At 77.7% G+C, this 19,385-nt stretch carries 7 protein-coding genes; 2 read left to right on the top strand and 5 right to left on the bottom strand.

Translation table 11 applies throughout. From position 1 onward, the window contains the following. Positions 1–123 precede the first annotated feature (123 nt). A complete protein-coding gene (locus A2CP1_RS20325) occupies positions 124–540 on the top strand; it encodes a response regulator transcription factor (RefSeq protein ID WP_015935081.1) in 417 nt (138 codons plus the stop codon). Here the strand turns inward: A2CP1_RS20325 and A2CP1_RS20330 are convergent, their stop codons facing one another. Both A2CP1_RS20330 and A2CP1_RS20335 read right to left on the bottom strand, forming a co-directional pair. Next, on the bottom strand, positions 541–3,384 hold the full coding sequence (locus A2CP1_RS20330) for a penicillin acylase family protein (protein WP_015935082.1): 2,844 nt from the start codon (positions 3,382–3,384) through the stop codon (positions 541–543). Between the two features lie 264 nt (positions 3,385–3,648). After that, positions 3,649–4,881: an OmpP1/FadL family transporter gene (locus tag A2CP1_RS20335; protein ID WP_015935083.1), complete on the bottom strand. Its 1,233-nt coding sequence runs from the start codon at positions 4,879–4,881 to the stop codon at positions 3,649–3,651. Between the two features lie 535 nt (positions 4,882–5,416). Between A2CP1_RS20335 and A2CP1_RS20340 the strand changes: the two genes are divergently transcribed. Next, complete coding sequence (locus A2CP1_RS20340) at positions 5,417–7,072, top strand: methyl-accepting chemotaxis protein (RefSeq protein WP_015935084.1); 1,656 nt, start codon at positions 5,417–5,419, stop codon at positions 7,070–7,072. Here the strand turns inward: A2CP1_RS20340 and A2CP1_RS20345 are convergent. Genes A2CP1_RS20345 through A2CP1_RS20355 form a run of 3 tightly spaced genes read right to left on the bottom strand, consistent with a single transcriptional unit; the run spans position 7,059 to position 19,137 of the window. Continuing rightward, positions 7,059–7,778, bottom strand: coding sequence for a 4'-phosphopantetheinyl transferase superfamily protein (locus A2CP1_RS20345; protein WP_015935085.1), 720 nt, complete (start codon positions 7,776–7,778; stop codon positions 7,059–7,061). The two genes, A2CP1_RS20340 and A2CP1_RS20345, sit on opposite strands and share 14 nt — an antisense overlap. Next, positions 7,775–13,030 carry an SDR family NAD(P)-dependent oxidoreductase gene (locus A2CP1_RS20350; RefSeq protein WP_015935086.1) on the bottom strand — a complete coding sequence of 1,752 codons (5,256 nt, stop codon included), beginning with the start codon at positions 13,028–13,030 and terminating at the stop codon, positions 7,775–7,777. The genes A2CP1_RS20345 and A2CP1_RS20350 overlap by 4 nt, the downstream gene beginning before the upstream one ends. Continuing rightward, positions 13,027–19,137, bottom strand: a complete 6,111-nt coding sequence (locus tag A2CP1_RS20355; RefSeq protein WP_015935087.1) for a type I polyketide synthase — start codon at positions 19,135–19,137, stop codon at positions 13,027–13,029. Before A2CP1_RS20355 ends, A2CP1_RS20350 begins: the two co-directional genes overlap by 4 nt. Positions 19,138–19,385 lie beyond the last annotated feature (248 nt).

Here is a 19,385-nt window from a genome sequence, read left to right on the forward strand (position 1 = left end):
ATCGGCGGCGATCTTCTCCGGAATGCGGCGCCTGTCTCGTGGTTCAACGACATGCGTTCCGGCACTGCGAGCGGAGACCTCCCCGCGAGCGGGCGCGCCCACCCTCACCCCACGGGAGCCACCATGGAAGACCACCGTGAAACCGCGCAGCCGAAGGTGCTGCTGGTCGAGGACGACGACGACCTGCGCGTCGCCATGGCGGGCTGCCTCGCGGGCGCGGGCTTCGACGTGACGCTGGTCGCGACGGGGGCGGACGCGGTGCGCGCGGCGCTGCGCGATCACCCGCAGGTCATGGTCATCGACGTGATGCTGCCGGACTCGGGCGGGCTCGGGGTCGCGGAGGCGCTGCACCGCTACCCGGAGCTGGAGCAGGTGCCGGTGCTGTTCACCACCGGCCTCGCCGCCCCGGCGGTGAAGGCGCTGCTCGCGCCGGCGCCGGTGCTGTTCAAGCCGTTCGGCCGGCGCCAGCTCGTGAGCGCGGTGCGGAGCGCGGTGCAGCGGCGGCCGCCGGCTTCCCAGGCGCCGGCGGCCGCGCCCTGACTACGGCACGAGCTGCACCACGTCGTGCGTGTCCTTGCCGAGGTCGGACGCGCGGGTGAAGAGCGGGACGGTGTCGTTGGAGAGCCAGAGCGGCAGCAGGTTGAGGTCGTTCCACTCGCCCGGGACCCCGCTCGCGCCGCCGGGCCACGCCGACTCGGCCCGCTTCACCGCGCCGCGCGAGAGCTCGACCACCAGCCGGTTGGACGGGCCGCTCGAGAACATGAACGCGTTCGCGGACGCGGCGCGCGCGCCGTGCGAGGACGCGTCCACCACGCCGAAGCCGCCGTCGGTGGGGATGCCGGGGAGCCCGGGGAGCGGCGCCGGGAACGCGCCGAACGCGGTCGGCACGCTGAACGGCCCGCCCATCGGGTGCGCGAAGACGATCCGGTGGAGCTTGCCCCAGCGCCAGTCCTCCGGGTTGGTCGAGCCGCCGAACGCGGCGGCGAAGTCCGGGCCGGAGAGGAGCGCCAGCGCGTCGGCGAGGCTCTTCAGGAGCACGAGATCGCGCCGGTCGGCCGGGCTCGCCTCGAGGCCCGGTACCGCGAAGAAGTCGATCCCGGAGGCGCCGACGCCCTGCTGCGCGTCGAAGCGGTCGAGCAGGTTGCGGAGCGCGGTCATGGCCTGCTGGCTGGGCGGGAGCGGCATCGTGCCGAGCTTCGAGTCGATGACGTTGCGGATCGCCTGGCCGCGCCAGGTCGAGTAGATGGTGGCGGCGACGCTCGCGTCCACCTCGGCCTGCGGGGGCGGCGAGAGCTTCCCGGGCGGATCGTCGGAGTCCCAGCCCTCCGGGATCCCGGTGGGCGTCGAGCCGTCCCAGGCGGCGAGCCGGGCCACCGCGTCCGCGACCGCGGCGTCGGCGCCCAGCGCCGCGAGCGGCGCCGGCGCGCCCTCGCGCCGCGCGTGCTCCAGCGCCGCGGTGAGGTACGGCACCAGCACCTCCGCGTCGAGCAGCGTCACGTCGGCCTGGATGGACTGCATCTGCTCGAACGTCATCTTCCCCGCGGCGAGCACGTCCTTCACGCGCCGGGTGATGCGGCCGGCGCGGAACCCGGCGTCGAAGCCGGGCGCGAGGTAGTAGATGCCGCCGCCCGGGCGCAGCTTCGTGAGCGGCGCGTTCTCGAGCGTCAGGCCGGCGGGGTCGTTGTTCGCGTTGACGGCGAAGCCGGCGGGCGGGTTGACGACGTGCGGGAGCTCCTCGAGCGGCACCACCTCGTACGGCAGCACCTGGAGCGGCTGCGGGTGCTGCACCGGCAGCCACTCGTTGCCGCCGGTGCCGTCGCGGATGAAGAACGGCGGCAGGCCGTCCACGGTCCCCTGCTGCAGGTCCTCGCGCACCGGCACGGCGGAGTGGGTGAAGTAGGCGATGTTGCCGGCGTCGTCGGCGTAGCAGAAGTTCTGCGACCCGACGTCGAAGTGGCGCATGGCGGTGACGAAGTCGTCGATCCCGGTCGCCAGGTCGTAGCCGAGGAACGCGTCCAGCTCGCGCGTGCCGGAGAAGCCGGTGTACTGGACCGAGAGCGCCACGCCGGTGGTCGGGTCGAGCTGGATGATGGGGCCCTGGTTGCGCCGCGGCACCACCAGCGTGGCGGCGGGGATGCCGTTGCCGGGCGGCACCGGGACGAGGTCGTTCATCGCCGCATCGCCGATCACGTTCGCGAGGTACGCCTCGGGGTACGGGATCACCGGCTCGAGCGCGCCCTGGTACACGGTGGCGAGCCCGCTCGGCGACGTCGGATCGGGCACCACCTGCTCCTGGAAGACGTCGGTCACGTCGAACGGGTCCACGGTCGCGCCCCAGGCCAGGTGGCGGTTGTGCCCGACCACCACCGACGGCACGCCGGCGAAGCTGTTGCCGATGACGTCGAACGGACCGGCCTGCAGGTGCACCGGATAGAAGGTGGACGGCGCGCCGAGCGCGAGGTGCGGGTCGCTCGCGAGCATGGGGCTGCCGCCGGCGGTGTACGCGCCCGCGATCACCCACTGGTTGGAGCCGTCGCGCTCCTCGCGATCGGTGAGCCGGCTCAGGAACGCGTCGCCCTTCACCCGGCCGAGGAACTCGGCCGCGAGCGCGACGGCGCGCGGGTGCAGCCGTTCCGTGCTCGGCGCGGCGGCCCGGGCCGTCGCCGCGGCGGCGGGCGAGGGCGCGAGCGCGTCCGGCACGGTGGAGGCGGAGTCGAACGGCGCCGAGCGCCACAGGTCCTCGAAGAACAGCGCCGCGCCGTCGAAGCCCAGGGCGGCCCCGGCCTGCTGGTAGGTCGCGAGCGCCACGGTCCGCTCGACGTCGTCCACGTCGAACGAGAGGCCGAACGCGATGAGCTTGGCGGCGAGCAGCGAGTCCTGCACGGTCCAGGGCTCGAAGGTGGTGAGCTCGAGCGCGGCGTACTCGGGCGGCAAGGGGTGCGTCTCCGCCCAGGCGTTCACGCCGTCCGCGTACGCCTCCAGCGCGGCCACGGCGCGCGTCGAGAGGAGCGGCAGGCTGCGCGCCGCGGCCCGCGCCAGGCCGAACGTGCGGAGCTGCACGTCGCCGGGGAGCGCGCCGGGCCCGAGCAGCTCGGCGAGCCGGCCGGCGGCGCGGCGGCGGGTGACGTCCATCTGGAAGAGGCGATCCTGCGCGTGCACCCAGCCCTGCAGCAGGAACAGGTCGTGCTCGTCGGCGGCGCGCAGGTGCGCGATGCCGGCGCCGTCGCGCGTGATCGTCGCGGCGCCGTGCAGCCCGGGCAGCCGCCCCGGCGCGGTGCCGCCGCGGGCGGCGGAGGCGGCCGACGCGGTCGGTGTGGAGGACGAGGAGCAGGACGTGAGCCCTGCGAGGACGGCGAGCGAGGCGGCGACGAGGGCGGCGCGCATGCGGGCTCCGGTGTGGGCCTGAGGGTCACACCGATGTCGCGCCTTGGACCCACATGGTCAACGTCGCCGCAGGGGTGGCCACACCAAGGCCGGGGCGTTCGCGGACATCCGGTGTGGCGGCCGGCCGGCCACGCCCCGGAGCCGTTCCCGCCTGCGGGCGAGGAGGCAGGAGGTCCGCCTGGCCGCGGCCGGCGATCACCTCCCCTGCTCACGGTGAGAAGAAGGCCCGGGGCGGTCCGTGCCGCCGCCCCGGGCCCGTGCCGCCTAGAACCGGTGCGCGACGCCCACGTCGAGCGTCCACGCGGTGAACGTGGTCTCGTACGCGGCGATCCCCTGCGCGAGGTTCGACCCGGCCTGCTTGCCCTCGGGCGCGTAGGTCCCGCCCACGCTCACCGAGGTGCGGCCGAGCTCGAGGCCCACGCCCGCCGTGACGTGGTGCTCGAGCACCGCCGGGAACGCCAGGTTCTCGAGCGCGCGGTCCGCGTTGAGCGGGCTCTTGCCGTAGTCGTAGCCGGCGCGGAGCTTCAGCCAGCTCGCCGCGGCGTACTCGGCGCCGACCTTCAGCACCCACTGATCCGACCAGTCGAGGTCGAGCTGCATCCCGCCGGTGAGCGCCGGGTCGGTCTGGAGGCGCGGCTGGTTGCGGCCGTTGGTCTGCGACCAGCGGATCCACTGCACGTCGGCGGCGACGGCCAGCCCGGTCACCGGCCGCAGGCCCACGCCGAACGTCAGGAGGTCGGGCTGATCGAGCTCCAGCTTCTCCACGCCGGGGCCCACGTTCGCGGTCGCGCCGGTGGCCGGGTCCACCACGATGGTGTGCGCCGGGACCTCGTACTCGAAGTCCTGGAACCAGCCGCGGCTCTCGTAAGCGACGCCGGCGGTGAGCCACCCGACGGGCCGCCAGGTGGCGCCGACGGTGAACCCGCCGCCGTACGAGATGGCGCCGTCGCGCGGCTGCAGCCCGAGCCCGCCGCCGGCGGAGTACTCGAGCGTCGCGTACATGATGTTGGCGGTCACGCCCAGCGAGAGCTCGGGCGTCACGCGGTACGACACGCCGGGCGCGAGCCGGAGCTGGGAGTACGACGTGTACAGGCGGCCGCCCAGCAGGTCCTGCGGGTAGTCCACGCCGAGGCCGGCGATGCCGTAGCCCCCGAGGCCGAAGGTGAGCCGGTCGCCGAGCGGGACCACCAGGCCGAAGCCGGGGATGAGCGTGGGGCGGCGCGAGGAGGTCTGCTCCTGCCCGGAGGCGGCGCCGACCGCGCGGTAGCGCACGTCCGCGTCGAGGATGGTGATCCCGAAGTCCACCCGGCCGTCCACCAGCGACAGGCCCGCCGGGTTCGTGATCACGGTGGCCGAGTCGAGCGGGAGGCCCACCGAGGCGCCGCCCATCGCGCTCTGCACCGGCCCGAAGCCGATCATGCGCATGCCGTTCACCGCCCCTGCCTGCGACGCCCACAGCGCGAGCGCCGCGGCGACGATCCACCTCTTGCCGGTCATCGTTGACTCTCCCTGGTTGGTCGAACCCCGGGCGCGCCCCTGCGGGGAACGTGCCGACCCTCCTGGTGGGACCGGAGGGTCCGCACTCCGGGTCACCGTGACCTTGCCCCGGGCCGGTCCCGGGTTCGCGCAGGGTGCGTGTCACCCAGCGTAAACGACCGTCACTGGGGGTCTTTCCGGTCCGCGGTGACTCCCCGGCTTCCGGGTGACGGCGCCGCGGACCCAGGGTCAACCGCGAGGACCCCCGAAATCGGGATGCTCCGATGTGCCGCGAGGTCGCCTCGCCTCCGCGCGGCTCGCACAGGCCGCCGCGGGGCGAGGACCCGCGCGAGGTGCCCTGCGCGCAGCCGCGCCGGCGGGGGACGTGCGCCGGTGATCCGGGTCAAGCAACGCGCCGGCGACGTGCCCGCCGCGCGGGCATGCCGCGTCCCACGGGTCGGGGGCGCGCCGATTGCACCCGGCGTCACCTGAACGGTCGGTCCGAGTCGTCCGGCGCCGCCGCCCCCGCGCGGCGCAGAGGGTGGGAGATCATCAGATGTCGACACTTCGCAACGCGAAGATCGCCACGCGCCTCACGGCGAGCTTCAGCCTGTACATGGTCATCGCGGTCTTCGTGGCGGTCGCGCTGCTGTACGCCCTCGCCCGGGTGACCGATCGCGTGGCGGCGGTCTCGGCCGCCGCGCTCGATCGCGACGTCCTCGCCCAGCGCGCCGCGCTCGCCACCGGTGACGCCGGCGGCCTGCTCGCGGAGGCGACCGCGGCCCCCGACGACGCGCGCCGGGCGGCGCCGCTCTCGCACCTCGACCGCCTCCTCGACGAGGACGCGGCCGCGGCGCGCGCGCTCGGGGCGATGTCGCTCGACGCGGAGGAGCGCGGGCTGCTCGGCCAGGCGGAGGCCGCCGGCGCCCGGCTCCGGGACGCGGCGACGCGCGCCCGGCGCTCGCTGGGCCAGCCGGACGACCCGGTGCGCGCGACCGACCTGCAGCAGGTGATCTCGGCGCGCGCGGACCTGCAGGGCGCCTGGCAGCGCCTGGCGGGGCTCGAGACCGAGCGCGTGCGGGAGGCGGCCGCCGCCGCCCAGGCCGACGCGGCCGTGGTGCGGCTCTGGATCTACGCGGGCCTGACGCTCGCCGGCACGCTCGTGATCCTCGCGAGCGTGACGCTCACCCGCAGCATCACCGTCCCGCTGCGCGCGACGGTGGTCCACGCCGAGCGCATCGCGCGCGGCGACCTGCGCGAGGAGGTCGAGGTGACCGGCCGCGACGAGATCGGTCAGCTCGAGCAGGCGATGCAGGCCATGACCGAGAAGCTGGCCGAGGTCATCGGCGAGGTGCGCGGGAGCACCGACGCGCTCACCTCGGCCTCGCAGCAGCTCTCCGCCACGGCGCAGAACGTGTCGCAGGGCACCGGCGAGCAGGCCGCGTCGGTGGAGGAGACCACCTCCTCGCTGGAGGAGATGAGCGCGTCGATCACGCAGAACGCCGAGAACAGCCGGCAGACCGAGACGATGGCCCTGGAGGGCGCCCGCAACGCGCAGGAGAGCGGCGAGGCGGTGCAGCGCAGCGTGGAGGCGATGCGCACCATCGCCGAGAAGATCTCCATCATCGAGGAGATCGCCTACCAGACGAACCTGCTCGCGCTGAACGCGGCCATCGAGGCGGCGCGCGCCGGCGAGCACGGTCGCGGGTTCGCGGTGGTCGCCACCGAGGTCCGCAAGCTGGCGGAGCGGGCGCAGAAGTCCGCCGGGGAGATCGGCGCGCTGGCCGGCTCGTCGGTGGAGGTCGCCGAGCGCTCCGGCGCGCTCATCGCCGAGCTGGTGCCGGCCATCCGCAAGACCTCCGACCTGGTGCAGGAGGTGGCGGCGGCCTCGCGCGAGCAGTCCACCGGCGTCCGCCAGGTCACGAAGGCGATGGGCGTGGTGGACCAGGTCACGCAGCGGAACGCCTCCGCCGCCGAGGAGCTGTCGTCCACCGCCGAGGAGATGTCCTCGCAGGCCGAGGCGCTCCAGCAGCTGGTGGCGTTCTTCCGGGTGCGCGAGGCCCACGCCCCGGCCCGCCCGCGCCCGGCCCTGGCCGCGCCGCGGCTGCCGCCGCCCGCGCCGATGGCCGCCGCCGCGCGGGCCCCGGGTGCGCCGGGCCGGGCGAACGGCAAGCCGGATGGGACGGTGGAGAAGGAGTTCAGGCGCTTCTGAGCGGATCGACGGGCGCGTCCGAGGTCACCGCCACCAGCAGGTAGGGCCCGGCCGCCCCGATCCACGCCCGGAGCGCGGCGCGGACCGGGCCCTCCAGCGCCAGCGCGAACCGGCGCGCGCGCAGCCCGCCCAGCCGCTCCGGCGGCGCGGGCGGGCCGATGGAGAGGCGCACCGCGCGCAGCGGGACGGTGAGCCCGGTCCCGAGCCACTTCACCACCGCCTCCTTCGCGCCGAACGCGGCGCACGCGGCGAAGCCGGCGCGCGGCTCGCCCAGCGCCCGCTCGAACGCGCGCAGCTCCTCCGGCCAGAACGCCTCGCGGCGGAACGCGCCGTCGAGCGCCTCCACCCGCACCAGGTCGAGCCCCACCGGCGCGCCGAACGCCGCCGCGGCCGCCACGCCCTCGGTGTGCGTGATCGAGACGTACGCCGGGAGGCGCGCGCCGCGGGCGTCGAGCGCCACCGGCTGCGCCGTCCCGGCCCCGGCGTCGCGCAGCACCGCCGCGCACGCGCCCGGCGCCCGCAGCAGCCGGTCCACGGCGGCCCGCGCCGCGGCGCGCCCGGCCGCGAACTCGAACCGGCGCCGCGCGGTGGCCGCCGGCGGGAGCAGTGCGCGCTCCGCCGCGGGGAGCCCCGCCAGCGCCGCCTCCGCCCCGGCCACCGGGCGGAAGGCGATCACCGGCGCGCCGTCCCCCGCGGCCGCGGTCATGCGGCGACCTCGACCGCGGCGATGCGGCGGAGCTCCAGCCCGGTCACCTCGAGCAGCTCCTCGCCGTCCTCGCCCGCGACCACGAGGTCGTAGAACACGCGCGGTGCGTCCTCCGCGGTCCGGCGCGCCTCGACCCGGGCCCGCTCGCCGGCGCGGAGCGCGCGCCCGGCGCGGAGCCGCTCGACGGCGATGGGCACGCACACCCACCCCTCGCCGTAGCCCTCCAGGCTGCCCGCCACCTGGAACGCGGCGTCGAGCAGCAGCGGGTCGACCCGGAACGCCGGCGCGCGCACGCCCGGGATCGCCGCGCGCAGGTCGGCCGGCTCCACCGTCGCCCGCGCCGCGCCGCCCAGCAGCTCCAGCCAGCGCACGCGGCAGAACAGCGGGCCGAGCTCCACCGGATCGCGAGACAGCCGGTAGAACGAGCGGGCCCGCACCAGCCCGTCGCTGTCCGGCAGCGCGTGCCGCGGCGAGGCCGGCGCCGCCGCCTCGAGGCGCACCACCGCGCGCGCGTGGACGCGCTCGTTCCCGGCGGGCAGCGCGATGGGCAGGCTCGAGACGAGCCGCACCGCGAGGACGCCGCCCTCCCCGGGCTCGACCACCGCGCGCACGTCGAGCGCGGCGCGCGCGAGCGCCACCGGCGCCTCGATGCGGAAGCCGGTCACCTCCGCGACGCGCTCGCCGGGCCGCCCCAGCGCCGCCGCCTCCGCGAGCAGCTCCAGCGCGAACGCGCCCGGGAGGATGGGCCGGCCGTCCACCCGGTGCTGCGCCAGGAACGGCGCGTCGGCCCGGAGCCGCGCCCGCGCCACGAGGCCGCCGCCCGGACGCGGCTCGGCCGCGTCCACCAGCGGCGAGGCGCTGCGCACCAGCGGCACCCCGCCGTCGTCGAGCAGCGCCACCGGGCGCGCGCCGTCGGCGGACGCGCCCAGGAACGGCCAGGCGTGCAGCATGCGCTCGGAGGCGAGCAGCGTCTCCGGCGCGTCGCCCGAGCGCAGCTCGGAGACGAACCAGTAGCGCCCCTCCTCGGGCGAGATGGAGGTGACGCCCATGGCGTCGAGCCCGGCGGCGATGTCCGGGTTCGAGGCCGCCCAGCCGATCTCGCGCCAGGCCGGCCAGTCGATGGTGACGCAGTGGACCGCCCGCCCGCGCCGCGCCATCCACGCCGGCAGCAGCGCGGCCACGAGCGCGTTCGCGCCGGCGTAGTCGGTCTGCCCGCGGTTGCCGAAGCGCGCCACCCCGGAGCCGAACGCCACCACCGCGCGGAGCGGGTCGGCGCGCGTCGCGTCGAGGAGATGCAGGAGGCCGGCCACCTTGGAGTCGAGCACCCGCGCGACGTCCGCGGCGGTCTTGCCGGGCACGCTGGCGGACCGCTCCACCATGGCCCCGTGGCCCAGGACGGTGATGGGGCCGAGCCGTGCGCGGACGTCGTCGACCACCGCCCGCACCGAGGCCGGGTCGGTCACGTCGCACACCGCGTACTCGAGCGCGAGCCCCTCCTTGCGCGTGCGCTCCAGGTTGCGGTGCAGCTCGCGATCCCGCGCCAGCGCGTCCATCTCGCGCGCGAAGCGGACCGGGGTGAGCCCGGGCTCGCCGCGGCGGCGGACGATCTCGCGTCGCCGGAGCTCGGCGAAGGCGCGGTCGTCCAGGGCGAGGTGCGGGAGCGCCGGATCCGGGGGCGGCGTGCGGCCGGTGACGACCACCTTCGCCCCGAGCCGCGCGACGGCGCAGGCGCACTCGAACACCACGCCGCGCCCGCCGCCGGAGAAGAGGAGGACGTCGCCCGGGCCGATCTCGCGCCGCACCGGCGCCCCGGCGTCGAGCGCCGCCTGTCGCAGCGCCACCACCGTCCGGCGGCCGGCGGCGAAGCCCACCTGCACGCGCTCGTTCCCGTCCTCCAGCTCGGCGACGAGCGCGCGCGCCAGGTCGGCGGCGTCCACCGCTGGTGCGAAGTCGAGCGCCTTCACCAGCGCCCCTGGCACCTCCTGCTTCAGCGCCAGCGCGAGGCCGTGCTGGAACGCGCCCGAGGGATCCGCGGCCGGCGCGCCCAGGCCGAGCGTGCCGCCCAGCGAGGTCACGGCCACGTACGCGCCGGGCCGCGCCGGGGTGGAGGCGAGGAGCGCGTCGTAGATCCGGCGCACCAGCGCATAGGACGTCTCGGCGGCCGCGCGGGCCGCGCCGGCGATCGCGCCGCCGTCCAGGGAGAGGTCGAGCCGCGCCGGCGCGCCGAACGCGGTGAGGTCCACCAGCACCTCGGGCGCGCCGAGCGACGCGACCGCGGCGTCCACCGCCTCCGGGGTCGAGGACAGGGCCTCGGCGCCGCGGGACCGCAGCGCCTCCGCCACGACCTCCGCCGCGCCGCCGGCCGCGCCGACCACCAGCGCGCGCCGGCCCGCGAGCGGTAGGCGCGGGGACCGCGCCGGGAGCGCCACCGGCACGGCCTCGGGCACCAGCCGGTCGGCGGCGAGGCCGTCGCCGGGCGGGATCACCACGGGCCCCGCCGCGGCAGCGGAGGGCGCCGCCTCCTCCAGGATCACGTGGTGGTTCACCCCGGCCATGCCGAACGTGCTCACCGCCGCGCGGCGCGGGTGGCCGGCGACGGGCCAGGGGCGGGCCTCGGTGGCGAGCTCCGCCGGGATGGCCTCGAGGCGCAGCTCGGCGTCGAGATCGCGGGTGGCGTTGGAGGGCGGCAGCACGCGGCGGTGCAGCGCCAGGCAGGCGCGCACCAGCGCGATGAGCCCGGCCGCGCTGGTGGTGTGGCCGACCTGCGACTTGGAGGCGGAGAGCACGAGCGGGGTCGCGCGCGGCAGACCGCCGTACACCGCGGCGTAGGTGGCGACCTCGGTGCGGTCGCCGAGGCGGGTGGCGGGGCCGTGCGACTCGAGCAGGTCCACCGTCTCGGGCCGCACCCGCGCATGGGCGAGCGCCCGGCGCAGCGCGAGCTGCTGGCCGCTCGTGCTGGGCGAGTAGATCGACAGCCCGCGACCGTCGCTGGAGATCCCGTGGCCGCGGACCACCGCGTAGATGCGGTCGCCGTCGGCCCGGGCGTCGGCGAGGCGCTTCAGCGCCACCGCGCCGGCCCCCTCCGCCGGCACGAAGCCCTCGGCGTCCACGTGGAACGGCAGGCCGCCGCGCGGCGACAGCGCGCCGAGCAGCCCGAGCGCCACGTAGTACTCGGGCACCAGGTTGTAGGCGACGCCGCCGGCCAGCGCGACGTCGACCTCCCCGCGCGCCAGCGCCTCGCAGGCGGCCGCCACCGCCGCGAGCGAGGAGGCGCAGGCCGCGTCCACCGTGAGCGGGATGCCGCCGAGCCCGAAGGCGGCGGCCACCCGCGCGGTGAGCGCGTAACCGGAGGTGGCGGCGAGCGCCTGGGGCCAGCGCGCCTCGCCGCGCGCGTCGAACACGGCGCGGGCGCGGGCCACCACCCCGGCGATGCAGGGCTCGTCGAGCCCCGCCTCGCGCATCGCGTCCTCGGCGAGCGCGAGCGTGTTCCCGAACGCGACGCGGGTCTCGACCGCCGCCTCGCGGGCGCGGAGCGAGAGCTGCCCGAACACCGCCTGGCCGCGCAGGCCGCGCGCGCGGGCGGCCTCCCAGCCCGCATCGGCGAGCGCCTGCTCCGCGGCGAGCAGCGAGATGGGCACCGCGCCGTCGAGCGCCGGCGCCTCCGCGGGATCGATCCCGTAGCGCTCGGGCTGGAACGGCGGCGGCGACACCGGGGCGGCGAGCCGGGTGCGGAACGCGTGCGCCAGCTCGGCGTTCGCGCCCACCAGCGCGTCCACGTCGAAGCGCGAGCGCGGCAGGTCGAGCACCGGGTCGGCGTGGTCGAGCACGTTGCGCCAGTAGGTGTCCACGTCGTTCGCGCCCGGGACCACCAGGCCCACGCCCACGACGGCGTAGCCCTGCTCGTCGCGCCGGGGCCGCGGGCGCGGCGCCGGGGCGGCCGGCCGGGGCGCGCCCGGCGCGGCCAGCACCGCGTGGTAGGCGACCGGCTCGGGGCCGCCGTCGCTCACGCCGATGCGGCGCGGCGCCCCGGCGGTCGCGGGCGCCGGCGCGGACGCGGGCCAGGCGCCCCGGTGCAGCGCGAGCGCGGCCTCCACGAGCGCCACCATCCCGGTGGCGCCCTGGAGGAAGCCGGTCGAGGGCACGCACGAGCCGGTGGGCACGGGGGCCTTCCGCGCACGGTAGGCGGCGGCGAGCCCGGCCGCCTCGCCGGCGTCGCTGGCGAGGCCGGCGGCGCGCGAGACCACCGCGTCCACCTCGGCCGGCCCGATGCCCTCCACCGCGGCACGGGCCGCCCGCTCCACGCAGCGCGCCAGCGCGCCCGCGTCGCGGGCGCCCGGCTCGGCGGCGGCGCCCAGCCGCTCCACCAGCGCGTACACCCGCGCGCCGGCGACGTCGTCCTCGCGCCGGAGCACCAGCGCGGCCGCGCCCTCCCCCGGCAGCGTGCCCGCCGCCTCGGGGTCGAACGGGCGCGGGACGTCGTCGGCCAGCTCGCCGCGGTGCGCGAGGGAGAGCAGCACCGACGGCGTCACCAGCGGCGACACCGCGCACACCACCGCAACGTCGCACTCGCCGCGCCGGAGCGCCTCGATCGACTCGGAGAGCGCCGCCAGCGACGACGCGCTGCCCACGTCCACCGCCGCGTGGCCGCCGCGGAAGTCGAACAGGTTCGCGGCCCGGCCGGCCACGATGCTCGACGAGGTGAAGAGCGAGTCCGGCTCGATGGCCGGGCAGGCCAGGTCCACCACGCGATCCAGGATGGCGAGCGCCAGCTCGCGGCGGTCCGGCGCCTCGCGCGCCAGCGCGTCGCCGATGGGGATGGCGAGCCGGTTGCGGCGGATGCGCCGCATCGGATCGGTGCGCGGGTCGGGACCGAGCGTGGTGGCCGCGATGCGGATCTGTCCGCGCTCCACCGGCGCGGCGCCGGGCTTCATGCCGGCGTCGGCGAGCGCCTCGGCCATGGTCTGCAGCGCGAGCTTCTCGGCGAGGTGCAGCCGCTCCACCTGGAGCGGCGGGACGCGGAGCGCGCGCCAGTCGAGCGGCACGTCGTCGAGGAGCGCCGCGCGCGGCGCCCGCCCGCCCAGCAGCGCGCCCGCCTCCGGGCCGAACGCCACCGGATCGAAGCGCGCCGCCGGCACGCGCGCGAACGGCGCCGGCCGGCGCGCCGAGAGCCGCGCCCAGAGCGCGTCCAGGCCGGAGGCGCCGGCGAGCCGGCACCCCATCCCCACCACCGCGATGCGGGCGCCCTGGCTCACGCCACGCCCTCGCTGGCCCGCCCGTCGCGGACGCGCCGGCTGTAGCGCCGCCAGGCGCGCTCGGCCGCCTCGCCGATGGGGCCGGCGGCGGCGCCGGTCGCGACCGTTCGGCCGCACACGCCGCGCAGCTCGGCCACCAGCGCGTCCCCCGCCACCACCGTCACGTCGGCGCGCCACAGCCCGCCCTCCGGCGCGACCATCTTCACGTGGATCCCGAACGCGTCGCCGGCCGCGGGCGCCGCGTGCACGCGCACCTTCTCCACCGAGCAGACCGCGTGCGGCGCCCCGGTCACCCCGAGCCAGGCGAACGACGCGAGCTCGCTCGCCGCGGCGAGCGCGGCCGCCAGCCGCTCCACCTCGTCGCCGTCGCCCGCGTCGGCCCCGCCGGCCGCGACCATGAAGCCGTCGGAGCGCGCCCAGGCGAGCACGCCGTCGGCCGCGCCGAGGACCGGCGCGAGCGCGTCGCGCAGCTCCGCCCCGCTCGCGGCCCGGCCGCGCCGCTCCGGCGCGATGGCGCGCAGGATCTCGGCGGGCGCCGCGGCGGCCGGCCCGGGCGCGCCCACCCGCACCGTGGCCTCGGCCTCGCTCTCGCCCAGGATGGCGCGCAGCCGGAGCGCGCCGTCGCTGGCGTGCGCCACGTCGACGAGCGGCTCGCGCGCCGGCGCCGCCTCGCCGGAGGCGCGCAGCTCCAGGTGGGCGACCTCGCGGACGCCCTCGCCGGCCGCGCCGAGCAGCGCCTCCAGCAGGCGACGCGAGGCGGCCACCGCCGGCCCGCGCGCGTCATTCACCACCGGTGTAGCGACGGCGGCCGCGGCGTGCGGGGCCACGGCGAGCGGCGTGGCGGTGGGCCGGGGGGCGCCGCCGCCGGGCGGGCGGGGGCCGCCGCCGGGACCGTCCGGATCGGCGGGCGCGAGCCGGCGGGCGAGCGCGTCGGCCGCCTTGCGGATGGTGTTCGCGTCGCGGAGCTTGAAGCCGGGATCGGGCGGCAGGCCGAAGCGCTCGCGCGCGGCGGCGAGCACCGCCACCTGCTTCACCGTGTCGATGCCCAGCTCGGCCTCGAGGTCGAGGTCGGCGTCGAGCATCTCCGCCGGGTAGCCCGTCCGCTTCACCAGCTCCTCCACGATGGCGGCGCCCACCTGCTCGCGGGCAGCCTCGAGCGTGAGGCGAGGGGCGGCGCGGCCGAGCGCGTTCGGGGGTGGCGGCGGGGGCGCCGAGGAGACCGCAGGCGCCGGCGCGGCGACGACCTTCGGCGGGGGCGGGGCAACGGTCGGGGCAGCGGTCGGGGCGACGGGCGCGACGACGGGCGCCACATGGACGCGGCTGGCGAGCCACGCGGTCGCCTTCGCGATGGTGTTCGCGTCGCGGAGCTTGAACGCCGGATCCGGCGGCACGCCGAGGCGCTCGCGGACCGCGGCCAGCACCGCCACCTGCTTCACCGTGTCGATGCCGAGCTCGGCCTCCAGGTCCAGCTCGGGGTCGAGCATCTCCTCGGGGTAGCCGGTGCGCCGGGCGTACTCCGCGACGAGCGCGCGTCGGACCTCGTCGGCGCCGACCGCGGGCGCCGCGGCGGCCACCGGCTCGGCGGCGGGCGCGGCCACGGGAGCGGTGGCCGGTGCGGGAGCGGGCTCGGGTGCGGCCACCGCCTGGGCGACCGCGACCGGCTCCTGCCCGGCCGGCGCTGCGACCGGCGCGGGCGCTGGGGCGGCGACGGCGACGGACGCCGCGAGCGCCGGCTGCTCCGGCACGGTCCCGGTGAGCACGCCGTCGATGAGGTCGCGGATCCCGCGCAGCAGCGTCGCCACGTAGGCCGGCATCGCCTCCGGCGACGGGGCCGCGCCCGCGCCCTGCGGCGCGGAGCGGATCTCGGGAATGCTGCGGGACGGGGTGCTCATCGCAGTGTCCTCCTCCAGGACTCCAGCGCCGTGGACGAACAGGCAGGCGAGCGCGCGCTGGAGCTGCTCGACCTCGCCGACCTTCGGGTGGAGCGTGGCGTGCGCGACGTGCGGGCGATCCCCGAGGATCTGCCCGACGAAGGTGGTGAGCGGCCACTTGGGCCCGCACTCCACGAAGAGCCGCACGCCGCGCGCGTGGAGCGCGTCCACCGCCGGCCGGAGCCGCACCGGCTCGACGAACTGGCTGGCGAGGTGCTCGGGAAAGCGCTCCGGCGAGACCTCGGCGAGGCTCCGCCCGGTGACGGTGGAGACGATCTCCACCTCCGGCGCGCGGAACGGGATGGTGCGGAGCAGGCGCAGGTAGCGCGGCTGCGCCGCGGCGATGAGCTGCGAGTGGTAGCCGTGCGAGACCGCCAGCACGGTCGCCTCGACGCCCTCGTCCGACGCCCGGCGGAGCAGCTCGGGCATGGCGCGGCGGTCGCAGGAGACGATGCAGGCGCCGGGCCCGTTGTCGGCGGCGAGCGCGGCGTAGCCGGGGAGCCCGGCCGTGAACCGCGCGGCCCGCTCGGCGCCGCAGGTGAGCGCGACCATCTGGCCGGGGTCGTCGCGGGTGAGCGCCAGCACCGAGAGCGTCCGCTCGCGGACCACCGCGAGCCCGTCCTCGAGCGACATGGCGCCGGCCGCCACCAGCGCGGCCAGCTCGCCCGCGCTCTGGCCCATGAGCGCGCGCGGCGCGAGGCCGTGGCGCACGAGCAGCCGGTGCAGCGCCACGTTCACCACGAACACCGCGCAGTGGATGTCCTCGTCGCTCTGCGCGTAGGCGTCCGGCCGGTCGGTGAAGAACGACGGCCGCAGCGGGCGCCCGCACAGCGCCTGGTAGGCGCGGTCGGCGTCGTCGAGCGTCCGGCCCAGCGACGGGAACGCGGCGAGCGCGTCGCGGAGCATGTTCGGGTACTGCGGCCCCTGGCCCGGGAACGTCACCGCCACCTGCGCCGGTTTCCGCGCATCCGCCGCGTGCACGCCCTGGGCCCGGAGCAGCCCGAGGTCGAGCCCGACGCGCACCGCGCGGGAGAGGTGCGCGGCGCGCGCGGCGAGCGCCGCGGGATCCGCCGCCACCACCGCGGCCCGGAACGGCGCCTCCGCCGCCGCCCGGCGCGAGGCCCGGAGCGCCGCGAGGTAGTCCTCGGGGCCCGCGTCGCGGAGCGCGCTCGCGAGCCGCTCCAGCGCCTCGGCGCAGCCGGCCGCGTCCTCCGCGCCCGCGGCGGCGATGGCGAGCGGCCGCGCCGCGAGGGACGAGGCGGCGAGCGCCGGGGCCGGGGCCGCCTTCTGGACCGGAGGAGGCTGCACGACCGGGGCGACGCGGGCCGGCGCGGCGGGGCGGTACTCCTCCACCAGCGCGTGCACGTTCGTGCCGCCCAGGCCGAAGCCGGACACGCCTGCCCGCCGGGGCGCGCCGTCGGGCGCGGTCCAGCGCTCGGCGCGCGTGACCACCTCGACCGGGCCGGCGCCGAAGTCGATGGCCGGGTTGGGCCGCTCGACCTCGAGCGACGGCGGCAGCAGGCCCTCGCGCACGGCCAGCACCGCCTTCAGCAGCGCCGGGGCGCCGGCCGCGCCGAGCAGGTGGCCGATGTTGGACTTCACCGAGCCGATGCGGAGCGGCCGGGCCCGTCCGCGCCCGTACGCGCGCACGCAGGCCTCCACCTCGGTCCGGTCGCCGAGGGCGGTGCCGGTGCCGTGGCACTCCACGTAGTCCACCAGCGCGGGATCGATCCCGCCCGCCTCCAGCGCGCGCCGCATGGCGAGCGCCTCGCCTTCCAGCGACGGCGCGAACACCGACTTGCCCTTGCCGTCGCTGGACGCGCCCACCGCGCGGACGAGCGCGTGGACGCGCTGCCCGTCGCGCTCGGCGTCGGCGAGGCGGCGCAGCACCAGGACGCCCGCGCCCTCGCCCGGCACGAACCCGTCGGCGCGCGCGTCGAACGGCGTGCTCCCGGTGGCGGAGAGCGCGTTGAAGCGGCAGCAGCCCACGTAGAACTCGGGCTGCATGTCGGCCCACACGCCGCCCACCAGCGCCGTGTCGCAGGTGCCGTCGCGGAGCGCCTGCACCGCTGCCTGGAGCGCGGCGAGCGTCGAGGCGCAGGCCGACTCGACGGTGAGCTGCGGGCCGCGCAGGTCGAAGCGGCGCGCGATGCGCGCGGCCATGACGCTGCCGAGCCACCCGGGCAGCGAGTCCTCCGCGAGCGGGGGCAGCTCGCCCTCCACCCGCGCCCGCGCGGCGTCGAGCAGCGCCCTGGCCTGCGCGCCGGTGAGCCCGGCGGCCGGCGCCGCGGCCTCCACCTCGGCGGCGAGGCGCGCCAGGTGGAAGCGCACCTCGGCGAGGAGCTTGCGCCCCTGGCACGCCATGAAGCCGAGGAACACGCCGGTGCGGCCGCGATCCCAGGCGCCGCGCTCGAGGCCGGCGTCGGCCACCGCCTCCTCGGCCACGCGCAGCGCGAGGAGGTGCGCCGGGTCCACCGCCTCGCGCGCGGCGGGCGGGATGCGCCAGCGCGCGTCGGCGAGCGCGGGCGCGTCGGTGAAGCCGCCCAGGCGCGTGTAGCTGCGCTCCAGCCGCGCGGCGTCGGGGTGGCAATAGCGCGACGCGTCCCAGCGGCTCGCCGGGACGTCGCGGATCGACGACCGCCCGTCCTGCAGCGCGCGCCAGAACGCCGGCACGTCCTCGGCGCCGGGGAGCATCGCGCCCAGGCCGATCACCGCCAGCGGCGCGGCCTCTGCCGGTGCGCGCCACGCCCCGGCGGCCGCGGGCGCGGGCGAAGGGGCCGCCAGCACCGCGTGGTAGGCGAGGCCGCCCAGCGACACCGCGCTCACCGCGGCGCGCGCGGCGTCGCAGCCGGCGCGCGGCCGGAGCGGCGCGGGCGCGCGCGGCACCTCGAACGCGGTCTCCTCGAGGCGGAGGTCCGGGTGCGGGCGGGAGAACCCGGCCTGCGGCGGGACCACCCCGTGCTGCAGCGCCAGCACCGTGCGCAGCATGCCCACCGCGGCGCTCGCGCCGCGCAGGTGGCCGACCTGCGCCTTGGCCGAGCCGATGGCGACCGGCCCGGGGACGCCGCGATAGCCCTGCGCGAGCGCGGCGAGCTCGCTCGCGTCGCCGCGCGGCGTGCCGGTGGCGTGGCACTCCACGAAGCCGACCGTGGCGGGATCGACCGCGCCCTCCTCGTGCGCCCGCCGGATCGCGAGCGCGAGGCCGTCCGGGCGCGGCGCGAGCGGCGAGGCCGCGGCGCCGTCGCAGGCGCCGGCCACGCCGAGCACCACCGCCAGGATGCGATCGCCGTCACGGAGCGCGTCGTCGAGCCGCTTGGCGGCGAACATGACCGCGCCCTCGCCGGGCAGCGTCCCGTCGGCGGCGGCGTCGAACGGGCGCGGCCGGCCGGCGGAGAGCACGCCCATGCGCGAGAGCGCCACCAGCTCGGCCGGCGAGAGGAGCTCGCTCGCGGCGCCGAACAGCGCGCAGTCCACCGTCCCGTCGCGCAGCGCGCGCGCCGCCACGTCGAGCGCGGCCAGCCCCGAGGCGAAGCCGGCGTCCACCGCGGCGTGCGGCCCGCGCAGGTCGAGCAGCATGCCCACGCGCCCGGCCGCGATGCTGCCGGCCGAGTTCACCACCGGCTCCTCGCTGGCCGGCCGCAGCCGGGCCTCCAGCGAGGCGCGCGCCGACGCGAGCGCCGCCTCGGCCGCCGCGACGGGCACGCCCGCCTCGCCGGCGGCCTCGCGCACCGCCGACGCGAGCGCGTCGAGCCGGACGCGGAGCCCGGTGTCCGGCCGCCAGCCGAGGCCCGTCGCGCCGAGCCACACGCCGGTGCGCTCGCGCGGCAGCGCCTTCACCGCGGCCAGCGCCTGGCGCCCCGCCTCCAGCACCTGGAGTTGCGCGGGGTTCATCGCGTCGGCGTCGGCCGGCGGCATCCGGAAGGCGCGCCAGTCGGGCCGGAACCCGGTCACCTGGGCCGCGGCCGGGAGCCGGCCGAGCCCGAGCCGCTCCCAGTCCCACGCCCCGCCCGCGAGCGGCTCGAACGCGTCGCGCCCGGCCTGCATCGCGTCCCAGAACGCCTCGACGCTGCCTGCGCCCGGAAGCACACACCCGACGCCGATGAGGGCGATCGGGACCCTGGGTGTTCCCCGCTGCTCCGAAGTGGTCACGCCGGAGAGGGTGGCGGATAACGTCACTTTTCGTCAATAGGGGTGGTGCAATTATCCACGAATTGCGACATGCACAAACGAATAGGTGAATATTTTGCGTGCGGGGCTGCCCGCGAAGCGCGCACGCGCGCACCCGGGTTGCGCAGACACCATGCGGTTTCCGGAAATTGACTGGGTGTGATGCGACTCCGGGTCCGTTGAGACTCCGGGTGCGTTCGCCTCGATCGCGCCCCTCGTGGTCCACGACGACCCTATTGACTGTCGGCGTGTGTTCT

It is taken from the genome of Anaeromyxobacter dehalogenans 2CP-1, assembly GCF_000022145.1.
In the GTDB taxonomy this organism is placed as follows: domain Bacteria; phylum Myxococcota; class Myxococcia; order Myxococcales; family Anaeromyxobacteraceae; genus Anaeromyxobacter; species Anaeromyxobacter dehalogenans.

Bases quoted from the DNA above. Each gene is read 5' to 3' on its own strand.
- A2CP1_RS20325 (WP_015935081.1), top strand. From the start codon at position 124: ATGGAAGACCACCGTGAAACCGCGCAGCCGAAGGTGCTGCTGGTCGAG.
- A2CP1_RS20330 (WP_015935082.1), bottom strand. From the start codon at position 3,384: ATGCGCGCCGCCCTCGTCGCCGCCTCGCTCGCCGTCCTCGCAGGGCTC.
- A2CP1_RS20335 (WP_015935083.1), bottom strand. From the start codon at position 4,881: ATGACCGGCAAGAGGTGGATCGTCGCCGCGGCGCTCGCGCTGTGGGCG.
- A2CP1_RS20340 (WP_015935084.1), top strand. From the start codon at position 5,417: ATGTCGACACTTCGCAACGCGAAGATCGCCACGCGCCTCACGGCGAGC.
- A2CP1_RS20345 (WP_015935085.1), bottom strand. From the start codon at position 7,778: ATGACCGCGGCCGCGGGGGACGGCGCGCCGGTGATCGCCTTCCGCCCG.